Here is a 15,495-nt window from a genome sequence, read left to right as displayed (position 1 = left end):
ACTGTAAATGAACGGAAGAATGAAAAACGTCGCATTCGCGGCGGCGGGTTCGCTCGCCTTGATTTCAGGGCATTTGCCCACCGCGGCGCTGGCCCAGGAAGGGGAGCCGATCAAGGTCGGCGTGCTCGAGGATCAGTCGGGCGATTTTGCCGCCGCGACGATGGTCAAGGTGCACGCGATCGAACTTGCCGCCGAAGAGATCAACGAAGCCGGCGGCATTGCCGGCCGCCCGATCGAACTGGTCATCTACGACACGCAGTCCGACAACACGCGTTACCAGGAATTCATGCGCCGCGTGCTGCAGCGCGACCAAGTCGATGTGGTCTTCGCCGGCTTCTCGTCCGCTTCGCGCGAGGCCTACCGGCCGATCGTCAACCAGTTCGACGGCTTCGCCTTCTACAACAACCAGTATGAGGGCGGTGTCTGCGACGCGAACATGGTGGTCACAGGCGCAGTGCCCGAGCAGCAGTTCTCGACGCTCATTCCGTGGATGATGGAAGAATTCGGCCCGAACGTCTACACGATCGCCGCCGACTACAATTTCGGTCAGATCTCGGCCGAATGGGTCCGCAACATCGTCGCCGAGAACGGCGGCACGATGGCAGGCGAAGAGTTCATTCCGCTCGGCGTCTCGCAGTTCTCGCAGACCATCCAGAACATCCAGGCGGCTCAGCCGGACTTCGTCGTGACGCTGCTCGTTGGCACCGCGCAGGCCTCCTATTACGAACAGGCTGCTTCGGCCAATCTCGGCCTGCCGATGGCATCGTCGGTCAACGTGGGCCAGGGCTATGAGCACAAGCGCTTCACGCCGCCGTCGCTCGCCAACATGTTCGTGACGACGAACTACATCGAAGAAGTCGACACACCCGCAAGCGCGGACTTCCTCGAGCGCTTCCGCGCCAAGTTCCCGGATGAGCCCTACATCAACCAGGAAGCGGCCAACTCCTACATCGCGCTCAATCTCTACAAGCAGATGGTGGAACGCGCCGAAGGCTCGACCGATCGCGAAGAACTGCGCTCTGTGATCGCTGAAGGCGATGTCTGCTTCGACGGTCCGTCCGGCAATGTCTGCATCGACCCGAAGAGCCAGCACATGTCCCACACGATCTATCTGGCCAAGGTCGAGGAGGATCACTCGATCTCCTTCCCGACCGTGTGGGAAGACATCAAGCCCTACTGGCTTGGCGATGCCGGTTGCGACCTGACGGTCAGCGACCCGAGCGAGCAGTACACGCCGTCGAGCCCTCCGACTGCCGCGAACTGATCGCTTGAAAAGCGGCCCGGCATCCCATCGCCGGGCCGCGACCTGCCTCCAGGCCGTTTGGGACGTGTCAGTTCATGGAATTTTTCACTTCAATCTTTGCCGCCTTCTACCAGTTCGGCGACGCCTTCGCCTTTCTGGTGCTGTCGGCCTGCGGGCTCGCCATCATCTTCGGCATGATGGGCGTCATCAATCTCGCCCATGGCGAGTTCATCATGTGCGGCGCCTATGTGACCGTGATGGCGACACGCGCGGGCATACCCTTGCCGCTTTCCATTCTTCTGGGGTCGCTCGTGGCAGGCATCATCGGCATGGCGCTGGAGCGCCTGGTGATCCGCCACCTCTACGGCCGTCCGCTCGACACGATCGTGGCCACCTGGGGCGTCAGCCTGATCGCGACGCAGGGCACGCTCATCGTGCTGGGATCCACCATGCAGGGCGTCGGAACGCCGCTCGGTTCGTTCGTCGTCGGCAATCTGTCCTTCTCGACTTACCGCATCGTCCTCATTTTCGCAGCGCTGGCCGTGCTGGGCGGGCTCTACCTGCTGTTCAACAAGACGCGCTTCGGCATCCTCGCCCGCGCGACCATCCAGGTGCCGCACATGGCTGAAGGCCTCGGGGTGAACACCCGGCACGTCTACGCGCTGACCTTCGGTCTCGGCGCAGCACTCGCGGGCCTGACCGGCGGCCTCTACGCGCCGACCATGACGATGGTACCCACCATGGGCGCGACCTTCATCGTTGAAGCCTTCGTGACGGTGGTCGTCGGTGGCGCGGATGTCTTCCTCGGCACGGCTCCGGCCGCCGTCGTCCTCGCGGTGGTGAAAGCCGGCATGACATCCTGGCAGGGCCAGCTCTTCGGACAAATCGCGCTTCTCATTGCCGTGGTCATCGTCATCCGGCTGCTGCCGCGCGGCATTTCCGGCTTCATTCTCAAGGAACGTGCCTGATGACGTTTAGTGACGTGCAACCCCGGCGGCGCTCACGCCTTGCCGCCGCATTCAGCCGGCTGGAAGGCCCGCAGACGATGGGGCGGGGCCCGGGCTTCTGGGCAGGCTTCCTCATCGTGGTCGCCCTGGCATCCGCCTACCCGCTCTTTTCCGACGGGTACACCGTCGGCAACACGGTCTACTTCTTCACATGGACCTTCATGGCCATGGGGCTTAGCCTGATCTGGGGATATGGCGGCGCGCTCTCCTTTGGACAGACGGCATTTTTCGGTCTTGCCGGCTACACCTATGGCGTACTGACCATTAATATCGGTGCAGAATACGGCTTCACGCTCGTCGCCCTTCTGCTTGCAATGCTGGTTGCCGGGGCGCTGGCGGCGCTCATCGGCTACTTCCTGTTCTTCGGCCGCATCACAGGCGTCTTCCTCGGCATCGTGACGCTCTCCATCACGCTCGTCTTCGAGCGGTTCATGGCGCAGACGGCCGGCCCGCAATGGGCGATCGGCTCGGCCCGGCTCAACGGCTACAACGGCATGAGCGGCATGCCGCCGCTCACCATCCCATGGCCGTCCGGCGACATCGTGCTCTATCCGGACGTCACGCTCTACTACGTGGTGCTGGGTCTCGTCGTTCTCGTCTATCTCGGCCTGCGCATGCTGGTGAATTCGCGCTTCGGCAATGTGCTCGTGGCAATCCGCGAGAACCCCGAGAGGGCCGAGATGCTGGGCTATGACATCCGCAAATACCAGCTCGGCGCCTTCGTCATCGGCGCGATGCTCGCCGGCCTGTCCGGTGTGCTTTACACGGCCTGGGGGCAGTACATCACGCCCTCCAGCATGAGCATTACGGCAGCGGCACTCCCGATCGTGTGGGTCGCCGTCGGCGGTCGCTCCGACCTGACGGCGACGCTGGTCGGCACGCTCGTGGTGCTCGGCGGCTTCCAGGCGCTGACCATCTATGGCAGCCAATATGCGCTGATCGTCATGGGTGCGCTGCTGGTCGTGACCGTGCTCGTTGCGCCGGAAGGCATCATCGCCGCCATCGCCAAGCTGCCGGCGCGGCTGAGGGCGCGGTCGCAAAAAGGGGAGGCGGTCTGATGGCGCTTCTGCAGACCAGCGGTCTCAACAAGCATTTCGGCGGGCTGCACGTCACCAACGACGTAAACTTCGATCTGCAGCCCGGCGAGATCCATTGCCTGATCGGACCAAACGGGGCAGGCAAGTCGACGCTCTTCCGCCTGATCCTCGGCGAGCATCTGCCCTCCAGTGGCACGATCCACTACGATGGCACCGACATCACGACGGCCAAGCCGTTCCAGCGCATCCGCAAGGGCATCAGCGTCAAGTTCCAGGTGCCCGGTATCTTCAAGGCGCTGAAGGTGCGTCAGAACCTGGAAATCGCCCTTCAGCACCATCTCGAAGGCCATTCGCTCGGTGAGGAAATCGATCGTCTGCTCGAGTTTCTCAACCTGACGGATGCTGCCGATCAGCTCGCCGGCAATCTCAGCCACGGCCAGAAGCAGTGGCTCGAGATCGGCATGGCGATCAGCCTCAAGCCAAAGCTTTTGCTGCTCGACGAACCAACCGCCGGCATGACGCCGGACGAGACCTTCGCAACCGGCGAGATGGTGCAGAGGTTGAACGCCGATGGCGTGACGGTTCTCGCCGTAGAACACGATATGGCGTTCGTTCGGCAGATCGCGCAGCGCGTCACGGTCCTGCATTTCGGCCGCATCTTCGCCCAGGGCACGATTGACGACATCGTCGCCGATGAGCGCGTCGCGGCGATCTATCTCGGCGAGGGCCACCATGACTGACATTCTCCTGAAGACCGACAGCCTCTGGGCGGGATATGGCGGCAAGCCCGTGCTGCAGGGTGTCGATCTTGCGATCGGCAAAGGCGAGATCGTCGCCGTCATCGGTCGCAACGGCGTCGGCAAGTCGACGCTGATGAAGAGCCTGATCGGCTTGCTGCCGAGCTTCAAGGGCGGCATCACCTTTGGGGATACGGATATCCGCAAGCTGCCGGCGCACAAGCGTGCGCGCCTCGGCATCGGCTACGTGCCGCAGGGCCGCGATGTCTTCCCGCGCATGACGGTGGAGGAAAACCTGAAGGTCGGTGCGTCGATCGCGCCGGGCGCGAAGGTGGACCCGGCGATCTACGACGAGATCTACCAGTACTTCCCGATCCTGGCCGAACGTCGCACCCAGCGCGCGGGAACGCTTTCCGGTGGCCAGCAGCAGCAATTGGCGATCGGTCGGGTGCTTGTCGGGCGCCCGTCGCTGGTCCTGCTCGACGAGCCGTCGGAAGGCATCCAGCCATCCATCGTGCAGGACATTGCCCGCATCGCCGTCGAACTCAATCGGTCGACTGGCGTCGCCATCGCCTTCGTCGAACAGAACATCGACATGATCCGAGCAATGGCGCAGCGCTGCTACGTCATGGACAAGGGCCGCATCACGGCCGAACTGACGCCCCAAATGCTGGATAGCCGCGAAACGGTGCGGCGCTATCTGGCGGTGTGAACGATTTGAACGAGAAAAGCAGTCTGAAGGAGGACGCCAATGAGCTGGTTTGACGAGTCCATCATGGCACGGAAGGCCGTCGCCAAGGGGAAGCCCGGTGAGCACCACACCATCACCGAGGCGGAGCAGGGCATCTATCACTATGTCTACGGCGCTTTCGTCGAGCCGAAGCTGCACGTCCAGCCAGGCGCCGTCATCTCGGCGGAAACGCACGATGCATTCGAAGGCAAGATCAAGCATGAGACCGACAAGCCGTCCGAAATTCTGAACTTCCCCTATCTCAACCCCCAGAACGGGCCGATCTACGTCGAGGGTGCCGAGAAGGGCGACACGCTCGCCGTCTACATCAGGGAGATCAAGCCGCGGGGCGAACAGCCGTCGGGCACCACCGTGCTGCTGCCCGAATTCGGTGGCCTGGTCGCGACGGGCGACACGGCCATGCTCAACCCGCCTCTGCCGGAGCGCGTGAAGAAGCTCTACGTCGATGCGGAGAAGGGCGTGAAGTGGAATGACCGCATCACGCTGCCCTACGAGCCGTTCATCGGAACCATCGGCACATCGCCCGAAATCGAAGCGATCTCCTCGCTCGTCCCGGACTATTACGGCGGCAACATGGATCTGCCGGATGTCGCACCCGGTGCGGTCGTCTATTTGCCGGTGAACACCAAGGGCGCTTATCTCTATCTCGGTGACTGCCATGCAGCCCAAGGCGACGGTGAGTTGTGCGGCGTCGCGGTCGAGCACCCGACCGTGACGACGATCCAAGTGGACCTGATCAAGGGATGGACGATCAAGACCCCGCGTCTTGAGAACGAGCAGTTCTACATGACCATCGGTTCGTCGCGCCCGCTCGAGGACGCGGCACGCCAGGCCTACCGTGAACTCACCCGTTGGCTCGCAGCCGATTTCGGCTTCGAGGAGCTGGATGCCTACATGCTGCTGACCCAGTGCGGCCGCATGCGCCTCGGCAACATGGTGGACCCCAAATATACGATGGGCGCCTCGATCCTCAAATCGATCGCCGGCCCTTATCAGGGCTAGGCAATGCCAGAAAAGACAACGGCCGGACCTGGTCTAAATCGGGTCCGGCCGCTTGATGTGCGCGTGCCGTGAGCGATTACATGCCTGGCATGATCACGGCGTCGATCACGTGAATGACGCCATTGTCGGCTGCGATATCGGCCTGGGTGATGTTGGCTTCGTTGACTTTCGCGCCGCCTTCCAGCGTGAAGGTCACATCGCTGCCTTCGACGGTTGCAGCGGTCATGCCTTCCGTCAGGTCGGACGAGGCAACCGCGCCCGGGACCACGTGATAGGTCAGGATCGACACCAGTTGGTCGCGGTTTTCCTCAAGCAGCAGGTTTTCGACCGTGCCTTGGGGCAGGGCGGCGAAGGCTTCGTCCGTCGGGGCGAACACGGTGAACGGGCCTTCACCCTTCAGGGTATCGACGAGGCCGGCTGCTTCGACTGCGGCGATCAGCGTCGTGAACGTGCCGGCTTCGGCGGCGGTGTCGACAATATCAGCGGCCAAGGTCGACGTCGTCATCGTGATGGCGCTTGCACCGGCAATGAGAAGGGTCTTCAGCATAGCGAGGTCCTCGTCTGTGGTTGGGAGCGATCGTCATGATCGTCTCTGGCCACCGTTACGAGCCTTTGAATGGGCTGGTTTGGGCAGATACTGCGATCCGCCATCACGTCTGTGTCAGCCGTTTTTGATCCGGATTGCCAAAAAAATGTCATGCAGTTGCAGAGAGGGCAGTGAACTTCGGAGGATACTGTCGGTTATGCCGATCAACTCTGTTATGAGCCCAACTCAATCGAACCGGTTCAGGTGCTGTCATGAGCGTCGCATTCGTCAAGGAAGAAAGTGCCGAGGCTGCATCGGAAACCGTGCTGCCCGCCCGGCCGATCTCGGACCGCATCAATCTTGTGACCGAAGAAGGTCTGAAGATGCTGCAGAACGCCTATGCGGAAGCGCAACAGGCTCTCGATACGGCCAACGCGCTCGACGACATCAATGAGCGCCGAAGGCAGACGGCGGTGCCTGCGCGCGATCTACGGTATTTCTCCGAACGCCTGAGAACCGCGCAGCTGACACCACCACCGGCGAACGCTGATGTGGTGGCCTTCGGTCACACCGTGACCTTCGAGCGCGACGATGGTCGCACGCAAACCTACCGCATCGTGGGCGAGGATGAGGCCGATCCTGCGAAAGGCACAATCTCTCATGGGTCGCCGGTTGCGATGGCAATGTTCGGCAAAGGCGTCGGCGATGTGGTGCAATTGGGCAAGGATGAACTCGAGATCATCGCGATCGTCTAGCCGAGAGAGTTCTCGCTGGCATTGATGGCAAGCCGCACCGCCCAATATAGGCGGAATGACCGATCTCCCGCGCGAAAACGTTCAATCCTATCCTCGTCCTCCGGCCCTCCAGCCTGTGCCCCAGCGGATCCTGATCCGCCTCGGCGGCGCAGTCGTTGCGGATACGAACCGGGCAATGCGCGTGCTGGAAACGCACCACGCGCCCACCTATTACATTCCGCCCGACGACGTGACAGCGACGCTGCGACCGGCTGCCGGTCAAAGCTTCTGCGAGTGGAAGGGGGCTGCCCGGTATTTCGACGTCATCGCCGGCGACAAGATCGCCCTGAAGGCCGCCTGGGCCTATGATCGTCCGACGGACCGCTTCAAAGCCATCGCCGGCTTTGCCGCTTTCTATGCCGGTCTGATGGATGAAGCCTGGGTCGGATCGGAACGCGTCGTGCCGCAGCCCGGCAGCTTCTATGGTGGCTGGGTCACGTCCAACCTGGATGGTCGGATCAAAGGCGCGCCCGGCACAACGCATTGGTAGGTATTCTTTCGATGGTACAACCAGAATTTACAGATCGGGTGGCTTGAAAACCAAAAGTTGACAAGCGACGATCTGTCGTCTATCTTCCGGGCATCGATATTTGCTTGCCGAGCTTTGGTTATCGCGCGATTGGCACCGCGTTCTCAACGGATCTCCCTTTCAAAAATCGTTCTCCTCCGCACCGCATCTGCGTTGCGGTATCTCAATGCGCTATGAAAGGGTTCATCATGACCACTGGCACAGTAAAATGGTTCAATTCCACCAAGGGCTTCGGCTTCATTCAGCCTGACGATGGCGGCGCCGATGCGTTCGTCCACATTTCGGCTGTCGAGCGCGCCGGCATGCGCGAAATCGTCGAAGGCCAGAAGCTGGCTTACGAGTTGGAGCGCGACAAGAAGTCGGGCAAGATGTCGGCTTGCAACCTGCAGGCTGCTTAATTCGGGGTCCGCTTTCCTTTGACCACGGATGTACTGGCATTGTTGAAAGCATGATACCGACGAGGTCAGGCAATTTGCCTGGCCTTTTTTTGTGCCGCTGATTGACCGCCACACGGGAATTCGACGATCATGACCCAGATCTTCTCCAAGTCTCGCCAACAGGCCGAGATCGCCTTTGACAAGGCGCGTTCGCATTCGCTTGGTAAGACCCGCGTCGTAGAAGAGCTCGATACCGTCGCTGAGGCGCGCGAGCAGAAAACGGCACGACTGAAGAAGGCCCGCTTGGAAAAAGAGATGCAGGATCTCGCCGCAGAAGCGAGTGAAACTTCCAAGAAGAGCGGCAAAAAGGCCTGACCGGCCGACAACGACACATTCGACGGAACAAAGATTTTGAAGAACAGCAGAAGCAATGATCTCGCAGACCGCCGCGAGGCTGCCAACAAGGCAAAGGCGGCCCTTCTCGAAGCACACCGCGCGATAAAGGCGGCAGCTGAGCCGAACCTGCAGGAAAAGCAGGCCGAGCGGCTTGCGATCGCCGCCGCGCGCGAAGAGCGCAAGGCTGAGCGTGAGCGTTTGAAGCGCGAAGAAAAAGAACGCATCGAAGCCGAAGCGGCCGCCCGTCAGGCAGAAGCCGAGGCACTGGCCAATGCAGAGGCCGAAGCCCGCGAGAAGGCCGAGAAGGATCGCATCTCGCGCGTGTTCGAAGACGAGGCTGCACGGAAGGCCGAGCGCGACCGGCGCTATGCCAACCGCAAGGCGCGCCAGCGCTAGACCAACCTTCCATCAAGTTTTCGAAACACCCCGGGGCCAGCAAACGGCCTTGGGGTGTTTTTTTATGTCCGAACATCACCGCCAGCGGTGTGGAAGCGGCGCGATCAAAATCCGACGCAGCGCAATGCCTGCCCCCTTGCAAACCATCTCTAAACCATCCACATACCATCCATAAGGATGTGAACGATGCCAAGGCGCGCCAGCACTGCCAATGAGAAGTCGGGTGAGATGGAGAAGATCACCGTCAATCTGGGCTATGTCGACCTGGGGCGGATCGATCTCCTCGTTCGAGAAGGTTTCTATTCCAACCGCGCCGATTTTATCCGCACCGCGATCCGCAATCAGATCGAGGTGCATCACAGCACCGTGGCGCAGACGATCGAGCGGCACACGCTGGAACTCGGGCTGCGCGTCTTCGACAAGGCCGCGCTCGAAGCGGCGAGGGCCGAAGGGGAACGGCTCCATATCAAGGTCATCGGCCTGGTTCGCATTGCCGATGACGTCACCCCAGATCTCGCCTTGGCGACGATCGGATCGATAACGGTACTGGGTGCTCTTCAAGCCAGTGCCAAGCTCAAGGCCGCATTGGCGGACCGTATCCGGTAGGCGCGCGTCGCCACCGTGGAAAAAAAGGCCAGCACCATGAACGAGAATTTCGCCGCGGCCATGCGCCAGGCAACAGAGCACACGCGGGCGGCCAATCTGACTGAAGCGACCCGCATCATCCAGGCGGCGCTTGCTGGTCGCTCGAGCTGTCCGACCAGTGACGAGACCAAAGCCGACATCGTCCCCGCCGCCACTCAAAACGCACGCACACCATTCAAGGCCGATCCGAACGCCGAAATCATCGAACCTGAAGCGGTATCGACGCCCAAGCCTGCGCAACCGGCCGCCGCAGATACTCTCTCGGCAGCACCGACCGCCGCAAGGCCGCCGCGGATGAGAATGCCTCTTGCCGATACGCTGCGCGTGTTGCGCGACGGGAAAGCAGGCTTCGGTGCTCCCGACCTCTCCAGCGCATTCGCGCCGCTCGGACGTCAGGCGAAGGTCTCGGTGGATATTCCGGCTGGTGAAGCTTTTGAGACGCGGTCGTTTGCATGCCGGGCTGGCACGCGGACCTACAAACTCTACCGTCCCGCTTCGCTGTCCGGTGCGCCGAACGGGCTGATCGTGATGCTGCATGGCTGCAAGCAAGATCCCGATGATTTCGCCGTCGGCACCGGTATGAACGCTTTGGCGGAAGAGAAAGACCTGATCGTGGTCTATCCCGGCCAGACATCCAGCCATAACGCCTCGTCCTGCTGGAATTGGTTCCGCCCGGGCGACCAGATGCGGGACCGTGGCGAACCTGCCATCCTCGGAGGCCTGACGCAGGAGCTCGCCAAGGAATTCGGGGTGGGGCGCGATCGCACCTTCATCGCCGGTCTTTCCGCCGGAGGCGCAATGGCCGCCATCATGGGTGAGACCTATCCCGATGTTTTTGCGGCTATAGGCGTTCATTCCGGCCTTGCCCATGGTTCGGCAAACGATGTCGTTTCAGCCTTCGCCGCGATGCGCGGTGATGCCGGCCGAGCGCCGACGGTTGCCAGCAATCACGCGCAGACCACGCAGTTCGTTCGCGTCATCGTCTTTCAAGGGCGGGCAGATCACACGGTCCATGCGTCCAATGCAGAACGCATTATGGCCATGGCGACATCGCGAATGGAAAGCCAAGACGCTCAGGCTTCCCACGGTCGCTCCAGCGACGGGCGAAGCTTCGAGTGCAAGGTAGTGAAGGACGGGGCAGGGCGGACCGTTGCGGAATGCTGGATGATCGATGGCGCCGGGCATGCCTGGTCGGGTGGCGATGCAAGGGGTTCTTATGCCGATCCGAAGGGGCCTGATGCGTCGCGCGAAATGGTCCGGTTCTTCCTGCATGCGTCTCGCTGACCGGCGACGCTTTCTCCGCGTCCCTCAGCCTCGGAAATTGCCTGTAAAACACGTGTTTTCGCCCTTTCGGCTAGCCTATGCGCCTTGATTGAAACGCAATAGAGGCGCATGGTGAAGCTTCGCAGATTTGGCCACTTTGGCTTCCGCAGTGCCGACCTCATTGGGCTGCCGATTTCCTCCGAATTTTCGACAGCTTAAAGCGCGCTCCGCCGTGAGACGTCGCCATGTGCGCCGTTGCTACGGAAGCCTTGCGAAACGCCGGTGCATTCTTATCGGCGAATGACAGGTACGGCGCGAAAACTTGGCAGCAAACGCGTGCCAATGCGGAGGAACGGTTTCATGACAACGCGCACCAGCCAGACCGTCTTCCGCTTCGAGGCGCCTTTCAGGCTGCCCGGTTTCGATGCCGTCCAGCCAGCCGGCCAGTACCGTGTCGACTATGACGAGGAACTGCTCGAAGCGGGCTCCAGGCTTGCATGGCGCCGTGTCGGCGCTTTCATTCATCTCCCTGCTATCGGGGTAAATGCGGCCACACAACAAATGGTCCCGGTCGATCCGGCCGCCCTCGAAGCAATGCAACACAAGGATCAGCAACCATGACAACTCCATCGATCGGGCGGCCACAGGCCCGTCAGGTGCAAAGACAGGTCGCGGCGCATCGCTTCGTGATCGGGCAAGTCGTTCAGATCAAGAGCGGCCTTGCTCGCTCGCAGACGCCCGCCACCACCTATCACGTCACCGCCACGCTTCCGCCCCGTGGAAATTCCCTGCAGTACCGCATTCGCAACGACGAAGAGCGCCATGAGCGTGTTGTGACGCAGGACGATATCGAAGCGGCGGACGACCAGCAGAACACATCAACGCTCAGTGAAAGGACCTTCGGACATGGCTAAGGGACAGATGAAGAGCAACAAGGAAATCAGGAAGCCGAAGAAAGACAAATCGGCTGCTCCGAAGACCGAAAGCACGTTCGGCAGCCAGATGAAGACGGCTTCCGGCGCTGGTGCGACCACCAAGAAGTCGAAAGGCTAGATCGCCAACATTTTTCCGCCGACGCCAAGCCCGCTGCTGATGCCGCGGGTCGTCGTCGTGCGAGGTGAGGAATGGCGATGAGGCTTTGCTTCAGAACGAGCAGATACCCGCGCTGCAGTGGCTTTCCGGCCATGACTGCAGCTCGCATGCCCGCACGCATTGCATTGCCTACGAGATGACCGTGCGCAGGACGTTATAAGGAGACGATGAAATGCCCAGAGCGCCAAACTACAATCACGAACGTCAGGAACGCGACCGCGCGAAGGCGAACAAGAAGGCGGAAAAGCTCGCTGCAAAGGCCGCCGCCAAGACGCGGGATGGCGACGGCACTGCCACCGGATCAGACGAGCAATCCGAGGACTAGAGCATTTCCAGGTGAAGCGCACACCGCCTCACCGCTATTGAACGAACGTGCCCTGTCAGAAAACTGAAAGCGATTAAGCGCTTCGGCGTAGAGTGGGATAACTTCAGCTCGAAGCGGGCATCGTCTTCGGATCGACGAACACGCCTGCTTCGCGGGCCGCGGCGACAAATGCTCGACGCGCGCCCATCGGAGGTTTGCCGGCATTCACCACATCGGAGCAGGCCTGGATGGCGGCACGATGCTTCTCGGTGCGCTTGCCCGGCCATTGGTTGAGCAGAAATTCGGAGGTATCGCGGGCGGTTTTGAGCGTGAGCAAAGTGCCCGCCGCATCCACCTTGACGATGATGGGGGTGTCGAATTGATCTTTTTGCATTGCCGCTCTTACGGCAGTCCGAGCCAATAAGCGAGGAAATAGGGCGTGCGTGTCGTGCGACACCGCGCGGCCGGGCTTTCAAACGATCACGGTTGCGGAAAGATTGTCAGGACCCGCGCAGAACCGCTGACATTACCCTTCACCTAACATCTGTAGTGATGTCGGCCATCACGAAATCGCGGCTGCGTTTGCCTTCGCTGTGATTGCTCCTGACAGCGTGAGAAACTACCTTTGCCGGCAACGCCCAAGCGCTTCCTGGCTCACGGAGCCCAACGATCCGAGAAGGAAGACCTTCGATGACGCTGTATCCCATCTCCCGTCGCACTCTCGTTCTGGCTGGCGCTGCCGCTGGTGCAATGGCGATGCCCGGGTTGCCCGGTTTGACGGTCCCGGCACGCGCGCAAGGCCTTGCGCCGACGCAGACGATGCGCGGTGGTGCCAACAATTACTTGCCCGGCGCTCCGATCGTCGAGCGCATTGGCGGCGGCGGCTTCTGGATGACAGGCACCGTGCGCCGGTCCGGCGATGGTGCGCCTCTGGAAGGCATCCGCATCCAGATCTGGGCCCACACGACGGAGGGCCGCGAGAACGATCCGCACAGCCATGGCGCCACACTGACGGCCGCCGACGGAACGTTCCGGCTGGAAATGCCGCAGATCGTGCCGGTGTTCGGCCAGCCCCATGGCCATCTGGCCTATGACGACGAGACGTTCGAGACGGTCTTCCTGCGACCCGTGATGGCGAGCGCCAGCGATACGAGCCTCAGCGCGGATTTCGTTCTTCAGCCAGCTTGATCCGCGTGGGTTCAGTGCGTGCCGTTCTGATCTGGCTTGGCGTTGCGCTTGCCGTGACCGTTCCGATCGCCGTTGCGGCAGCGAGCCCGTTGCTTCAATGGCGCGATCCGATCTATATCGCAGCCTGCTTTGCCGGGATTGTCGCGCTGGCTCTGGTGTTTGCGCAGCCATTGCTTGCGGGCGGCTATCTTCCGGAAGTGTCGATCCGCAAGGGCAGGCGGGTCCATTCCTTCGTTGGGGTGCTGCTCGTGACAGCGGTTCTCGTTCATCTGGTCGGACTTTGGATCACCAGCCCACCGGATGTGGTCGATGCGCTTCTCTTTCGCTCGCCGACGCCGTTTTCTGTCTGGGGCGTCCTCGCCATGTGGGCAGTTTTCGCGGCCGCCATTCTGGCCGCTTTGCGCCTCCGCCTGCGGCTCTCGCCCAGGATCTGGCGGTTGGGGCACACGGGCCTTGCCGTGGTCACCGTGATTGGCAGTGTCGTCCACGCCCTGTTGATCGAAGGCACCATGGGCACGGGCTCTAAAGTGCTCCTGTGCGCCCTCGTGCTGGCCGCCACGCTGAAAGTGGTTCTCGATCTCAGGTCATGGACCTTGCTCACCCGCGCAAGGCGGTGATCAGAACACCGCGTGGTCGCCGCGCTCGACCGAAACTTTACCGGCGATGATTCGCCCATAGAAATCGAACAATGTTTCGGACCCGGTCGATGGGGTCTTGGCCGCGTCGTAGCGCCCGCTCTCGGGATCCAGCACGAGCATCGATTCCGTCGCGTAGTAGCGACCGATGCGGGCAAGCTCCGCCTTGTCGGCGAGCGACGGCACGATGCGCCCGGACACGCTCAAAGTCTTGATGATCGCATCGAGCAGCGCCACCGGCACGTGGCTGAATTTCGGTTCCTTGCCGAGCAGCATGAAGAGATGCTCGCCCTGTTGCCTTGGCGTGATGGCTTCGCCCGGCCCGCCGATCGGCAGCACGCGATTATGCAGGTTTTCGTCGTCGAGGCACTGCGCAAGGTAGGCGCCGAGATCGCCGTCGCTGATCGGCTTGCAGGCAGTCAGTTTGCCATCGCCGAAGAGGAGGAACGGCTTGCCCTTCTTCAGCCGATCGATCTGGCCGGAGAGCGACTTGAAGAACGCGGTCGGGCGGGCGATCGAATAGGTCATGCCGGATTGCATGAGCAAAGTTTCGAAGGCGAGCTTCGCCTGCTGGAACGCGAGCAGCGGCTTCTGCACGCAGATGGCCGATAGAAGCACGAAATGCGAGACGCCGGATGTCTGCGCGGCGGCAAGCGCGTCAACGTTCGCCGTGTGGTCGATCGCCCATGCGTCCCTAGGAACCCCGGTTCGCGAAGCCAGGCAGGAGACGACGGCGTCGAACCGCTCTCCGGCGAATCCGTCCTGCTCGATGGACCGGGGGTCGGTGATGTCGCCGTAGCGCAGGCTCGCACCACGCAAGGCCGTCAGCGTCTTTATCGGCTGCAGCAGGTTAGGGTTGTGGGCAGGGCGTCGAAGGAAGCAGACGACGTCGTGGCCGGCAGCGACCAGTGCCGGCACGGTGGCCTGGCCGATCGTGCCGGTGGCACCCAGCACCATGACGCGCTTCGGTTTGGGGGAAATCGGTGCCGAGGGCGGAATTGCGTTGGTCATCGTCACCCGAGCGCCAAGAACGACATCGATCCTAGCTGCTGCCGAAGACGAGCTCAATTCCGCTCAGTGCAGGAAAGGCCCGCACGCGACGGGCCTCTCCAGCGCTTGTCTGATTAGCGTTCGCCGTCCATTTCGGCCAGCTTTCGCACCCGGCGGCGAAAGTCTTCGTCAGTCGAGAATTCGGCTTCGAGATACGACGTTACGAGATCCTTGGCGAGCCAGGCGCCGACGATCTGGGCACCGATGCACATGACGTTGACGTCGTCGTGTTCCACAGACTGGTGCGCCGAATGGATGTCGTGGCAGACGGCTGCGCGAATGCCCTTCACCTTGTTCGCCGCAATCGAGGCGCCGACGCCGGTGCCGCAGACCATCAGGCCCCGGTCGGCCTTGCCGTCGATGATGGAGGAGGTGACGGTCTTGGCAATATCGGGAAAATCGACCGGCTCCGGATCGTAGGAGCCGGCGTCGTGAACTTCATGCCCGAGCGACTTGATGTGTTCGATGATGGTTGCCTTGAGCGGGAAGCCGGCGTGGTCGGAACCGATGACGATGCGCATTG

The 15,495-nt window shown here is 61.7% G+C and carries 23 protein-coding genes; 19 read left to right on the top strand and 4 right to left on the bottom strand.

The features are described 5' to 3' along the window. Positions 1 to 19: 19 nt before the first annotated feature. From D5400_RS18385 to D5400_RS18360, 6 genes are all read left to right on the top strand, one after another. Positions 20 to 1,264: an urea ABC transporter substrate-binding protein gene (locus D5400_RS18385; protein WP_425364938.1), complete on the top strand. Its 1,245-nt coding sequence runs from the start codon at positions 20 to 22 to the stop codon at positions 1,262 to 1,264. A 74-nt stretch (positions 1,265 to 1,338) separates the two neighbouring features. Continuing rightward, positions 1,339 to 2,211, top strand: a complete 873-nt coding sequence (locus D5400_RS18380) for an ABC transporter permease subunit (protein ID WP_126011500.1) — start codon at positions 1,339 to 1,341, stop codon at positions 2,209 to 2,211. Then, positions 2,211 to 3,308 carry an ABC transporter permease subunit gene (locus D5400_RS18375; protein WP_126011498.1) on the top strand — a complete coding sequence of 366 codons (1,098 nt, stop codon included), beginning with the start codon at positions 2,211 to 2,213 and terminating at the stop codon, positions 3,306 to 3,308. The genes D5400_RS18380 and D5400_RS18375 overlap by 1 nt, the downstream gene beginning before the upstream one ends. Further along, entirely contained in the window at positions 3,308 to 4,027 is a 720-nt protein-coding gene (locus tag D5400_RS18370; protein WP_126011496.1) for an ABC transporter ATP-binding protein, read from the top strand. The genes D5400_RS18375 and D5400_RS18370 overlap by 1 nt, the downstream gene beginning before the upstream one ends. Further along, entirely contained in the window at positions 4,020 to 4,736 is a 717-nt protein-coding gene (locus tag D5400_RS18365; protein WP_126011494.1) for an ABC transporter ATP-binding protein, read from the top strand. Before D5400_RS18370 ends, D5400_RS18365 begins: the two co-directional genes overlap by 8 nt. Positions 4,737 to 4,775: 39 nt before the next feature. Next, on the top strand, positions 4,776 to 5,777 hold the full coding sequence (locus D5400_RS18360; protein ID WP_126011492.1) for an acetamidase/formamidase family protein: 1,002 nt from the start codon (positions 4,776 to 4,778) through the stop codon (positions 5,775 to 5,777). A gap of 76 nt (positions 5,778 to 5,853) precedes the next feature. On the opposite strand, the gene D5400_RS18355 is transcribed toward D5400_RS18360, so the two are convergent. Next, positions 5,854 to 6,321, bottom strand: coding sequence for a fasciclin domain-containing protein (locus D5400_RS18355; protein WP_425364937.1), 468 nt, complete (start codon positions 6,319 to 6,321; stop codon positions 5,854 to 5,856). Positions 6,322 to 6,575: 254 nt separating this feature from the next. On the opposite strand from D5400_RS18355, the gene greA reads away from it, so the two are divergent. From greA to D5400_RS21300, 11 genes are all read left to right on the top strand, one after another. Next, on the top strand, positions 6,576 to 7,058 hold the full coding sequence (greA, locus tag D5400_RS18350; RefSeq protein WP_126011488.1) for a transcription elongation factor GreA: 483 nt from the start codon (positions 6,576 to 6,578) through the stop codon (positions 7,056 to 7,058). 55 nt (positions 7,059 to 7,113) lie between these two features. Continuing rightward, positions 7,114 to 7,587, top strand: a complete 474-nt coding sequence (locus D5400_RS18345) for a DUF427 domain-containing protein (RefSeq protein ID WP_126011486.1) — start codon at positions 7,114 to 7,116, stop codon at positions 7,585 to 7,587. Between the two features lie 227 nt (positions 7,588 to 7,814). After that, a complete protein-coding gene (locus tag D5400_RS18340) occupies positions 7,815 to 8,024 on the top strand; it encodes a cold-shock protein (RefSeq protein WP_126011484.1) in 210 nt (69 codons plus the stop codon). 129 nt (positions 8,025 to 8,153) lie between these two features. After that, positions 8,154 to 8,378 carry a hypothetical protein gene (locus D5400_RS18335; protein WP_126011482.1) on the top strand — a complete coding sequence of 75 codons (225 nt, stop codon included), beginning with the start codon at positions 8,154 to 8,156 and terminating at the stop codon, positions 8,376 to 8,378. A gap of 36 nt (positions 8,379 to 8,414) precedes the next feature. Beyond that, on the top strand, positions 8,415 to 8,795 hold the full coding sequence (locus tag D5400_RS18330) for a DUF6481 family protein (protein WP_126011480.1): 381 nt from the start codon (positions 8,415 to 8,417) through the stop codon (positions 8,793 to 8,795). Positions 8,796 to 8,981: 186 nt separating this feature from the next. Then, positions 8,982 to 9,401: a CopG family transcriptional regulator gene (locus D5400_RS18325; protein WP_126011478.1), complete on the top strand. Its 420-nt coding sequence runs from the start codon at positions 8,982 to 8,984 to the stop codon at positions 9,399 to 9,401. Positions 9,402 to 9,437: 36 nt separating this feature from the next. Further along, positions 9,438 to 10,724 carry an extracellular catalytic domain type 1 short-chain-length polyhydroxyalkanoate depolymerase gene (locus D5400_RS18320; protein WP_126011476.1) on the top strand — a complete coding sequence of 429 codons (1,287 nt, stop codon included), beginning with the start codon at positions 9,438 to 9,440 and terminating at the stop codon, positions 10,722 to 10,724. Positions 10,725 to 11,063: 339 nt separating this feature from the next. After that, positions 11,064 to 11,324 carry a hypothetical protein gene (locus D5400_RS18315; protein WP_126011474.1) on the top strand — a complete coding sequence of 87 codons (261 nt, stop codon included), beginning with the start codon at positions 11,064 to 11,066 and terminating at the stop codon, positions 11,322 to 11,324. Continuing rightward, positions 11,321 to 11,617 carry a hypothetical protein gene (locus D5400_RS18310; protein ID WP_126011472.1) on the top strand — a complete coding sequence of 99 codons (297 nt, stop codon included), beginning with the start codon at positions 11,321 to 11,323 and terminating at the stop codon, positions 11,615 to 11,617. The genes D5400_RS18315 and D5400_RS18310 overlap by 4 nt, the downstream gene beginning before the upstream one ends. Beyond that, positions 11,610 to 11,756 carry a hypothetical protein gene (locus D5400_RS21305; RefSeq protein ID WP_164527951.1) on the top strand — a complete coding sequence of 49 codons (147 nt, stop codon included), beginning with the start codon at positions 11,610 to 11,612 and terminating at the stop codon, positions 11,754 to 11,756. The genes D5400_RS18310 and D5400_RS21305 overlap by 8 nt, the downstream gene beginning before the upstream one ends. A gap of 211 nt (positions 11,757 to 11,967) precedes the next feature. Next, positions 11,968 to 12,120 (top strand): hypothetical protein, encoded by a 153-nt coding sequence (locus D5400_RS21300; protein ID WP_164527950.1) that lies wholly within the window; start codon positions 11,968 to 11,970, stop codon positions 12,118 to 12,120. A gap of 103 nt (positions 12,121 to 12,223) precedes the next feature. On the opposite strand, the gene D5400_RS18305 is transcribed toward D5400_RS21300, so the two are convergent. Next, entirely contained in the window at positions 12,224 to 12,493 is a 270-nt protein-coding gene (locus D5400_RS18305) for a DUF982 domain-containing protein (protein WP_126011470.1), read from the bottom strand. Positions 12,494 to 12,789: 296 nt separating this feature from the next. Between D5400_RS18305 and D5400_RS18300 the strand changes: the two genes are divergently transcribed. Then, positions 12,790 to 13,287, top strand: a complete 498-nt coding sequence (locus tag D5400_RS18300; RefSeq protein ID WP_126011468.1) for a peptidase associated/transthyretin-like domain-containing protein — start codon at positions 12,790 to 12,792, stop codon at positions 13,285 to 13,287. Positions 13,288 to 13,292: 5 nt separating this feature from the next. Next, a complete protein-coding gene (locus D5400_RS18295) occupies positions 13,293 to 13,904 on the top strand; it encodes a ferric reductase-like transmembrane domain-containing protein (RefSeq protein ID WP_126011466.1) in 612 nt (203 codons plus the stop codon). Here the strand turns inward: D5400_RS18295 and D5400_RS18290 are convergent, their stop codons facing one another. After that, a complete protein-coding gene (locus D5400_RS18290; RefSeq protein ID WP_280988288.1) occupies positions 13,905 to 14,876 on the bottom strand; it encodes an NAD(P)H-binding protein in 972 nt (323 codons plus the stop codon). A 170-nt stretch (positions 14,877 to 15,046) separates the two neighbouring features. Further along, positions 15,047 to 15,493, bottom strand: coding sequence for a ribose 5-phosphate isomerase B (gene rpiB / locus D5400_RS18285; protein ID WP_126011462.1), 447 nt, complete (start codon positions 15,491 to 15,493; stop codon positions 15,047 to 15,049). Between the last annotated feature and the right edge of the window lie 2 nt (positions 15,494 to 15,495).

Origin of the sequence: Georhizobium profundi, from assembly GCF_003952725.1 — a bacterium.
Lineage (GTDB): Bacteria > Pseudomonadota > Alphaproteobacteria > Rhizobiales > Rhizobiaceae > Georhizobium > Georhizobium profundi.
Note: the sequence above shows the minus strand (reverse complement) of the source record. Positions and strands in the feature narration are given on the sequence as shown.

Bases quoted from the DNA above. Each gene is read 5' to 3' on its own strand.
- D5400_RS18310 (WP_126011472.1), top strand. From the start codon at position 11,321: ATGACAACTCCATCGATCGGGCGGCCACAGGCCCGTCAGGTGCAAAGA.
- D5400_RS18360 (WP_126011492.1), top strand. From the start codon at position 4,776: ATGAGCTGGTTTGACGAGTCCATCATGGCACGGAAGGCCGTCGCCAAG.
- D5400_RS18385 (WP_425364938.1), top strand. From the start codon at position 20: ATGAAAAACGTCGCATTCGCGGCGGCGGGTTCGCTCGCCTTGATTTCA.
- greA (WP_126011488.1), top strand. From the start codon at position 6,576: ATGAGCGTCGCATTCGTCAAGGAAGAAAGTGCCGAGGCTGCATCGGAA.
- rpiB (WP_126011462.1), bottom strand. From the start codon at position 15,493: ATGCGCATCGTCATCGGTTCCGACCACGCCGGCTTCCCGCTCAAGGCA.
- D5400_RS18380 (WP_126011500.1), top strand. From the start codon at position 1,339: ATGGAATTTTTCACTTCAATCTTTGCCGCCTTCTACCAGTTCGGCGAC.
- D5400_RS18335 (WP_126011482.1), top strand. From the start codon at position 8,154: ATGACCCAGATCTTCTCCAAGTCTCGCCAACAGGCCGAGATCGCCTTT.
- D5400_RS18305 (WP_126011470.1), bottom strand. From the start codon at position 12,493: ATGCAAAAAGATCAATTCGACACCCCCATCATCGTCAAGGTGGATGCG.
- D5400_RS18300 (WP_126011468.1), top strand. From the start codon at position 12,790: ATGACGCTGTATCCCATCTCCCGTCGCACTCTCGTTCTGGCTGGCGCT.
- D5400_RS18340 (WP_126011484.1), top strand. From the start codon at position 7,815: ATGACCACTGGCACAGTAAAATGGTTCAATTCCACCAAGGGCTTCGGC.
- D5400_RS18375 (WP_126011498.1), top strand. From the start codon at position 2,211: ATGACGTTTAGTGACGTGCAACCCCGGCGGCGCTCACGCCTTGCCGCC.
- D5400_RS18370 (WP_126011496.1), top strand. From the start codon at position 3,308: ATGGCGCTTCTGCAGACCAGCGGTCTCAACAAGCATTTCGGCGGGCTG.
- D5400_RS18345 (WP_126011486.1), top strand. From the start codon at position 7,114: ATGACCGATCTCCCGCGCGAAAACGTTCAATCCTATCCTCGTCCTCCG.
- D5400_RS18320 (WP_126011476.1), top strand. From the start codon at position 9,438: ATGAACGAGAATTTCGCCGCGGCCATGCGCCAGGCAACAGAGCACACG.
- D5400_RS18315 (WP_126011474.1), top strand. From the start codon at position 11,064: ATGACAACGCGCACCAGCCAGACCGTCTTCCGCTTCGAGGCGCCTTTC.
- D5400_RS21305 (WP_164527951.1), top strand. From the start codon at position 11,610: ATGGCTAAGGGACAGATGAAGAGCAACAAGGAAATCAGGAAGCCGAAG.
- D5400_RS21300 (WP_164527950.1), top strand. From the start codon at position 11,968: ATGCCCAGAGCGCCAAACTACAATCACGAACGTCAGGAACGCGACCGC.
- D5400_RS18365 (WP_126011494.1), top strand. From the start codon at position 4,020: ATGACTGACATTCTCCTGAAGACCGACAGCCTCTGGGCGGGATATGGC.
- D5400_RS18325 (WP_126011478.1), top strand. From the start codon at position 8,982: ATGCCAAGGCGCGCCAGCACTGCCAATGAGAAGTCGGGTGAGATGGAG.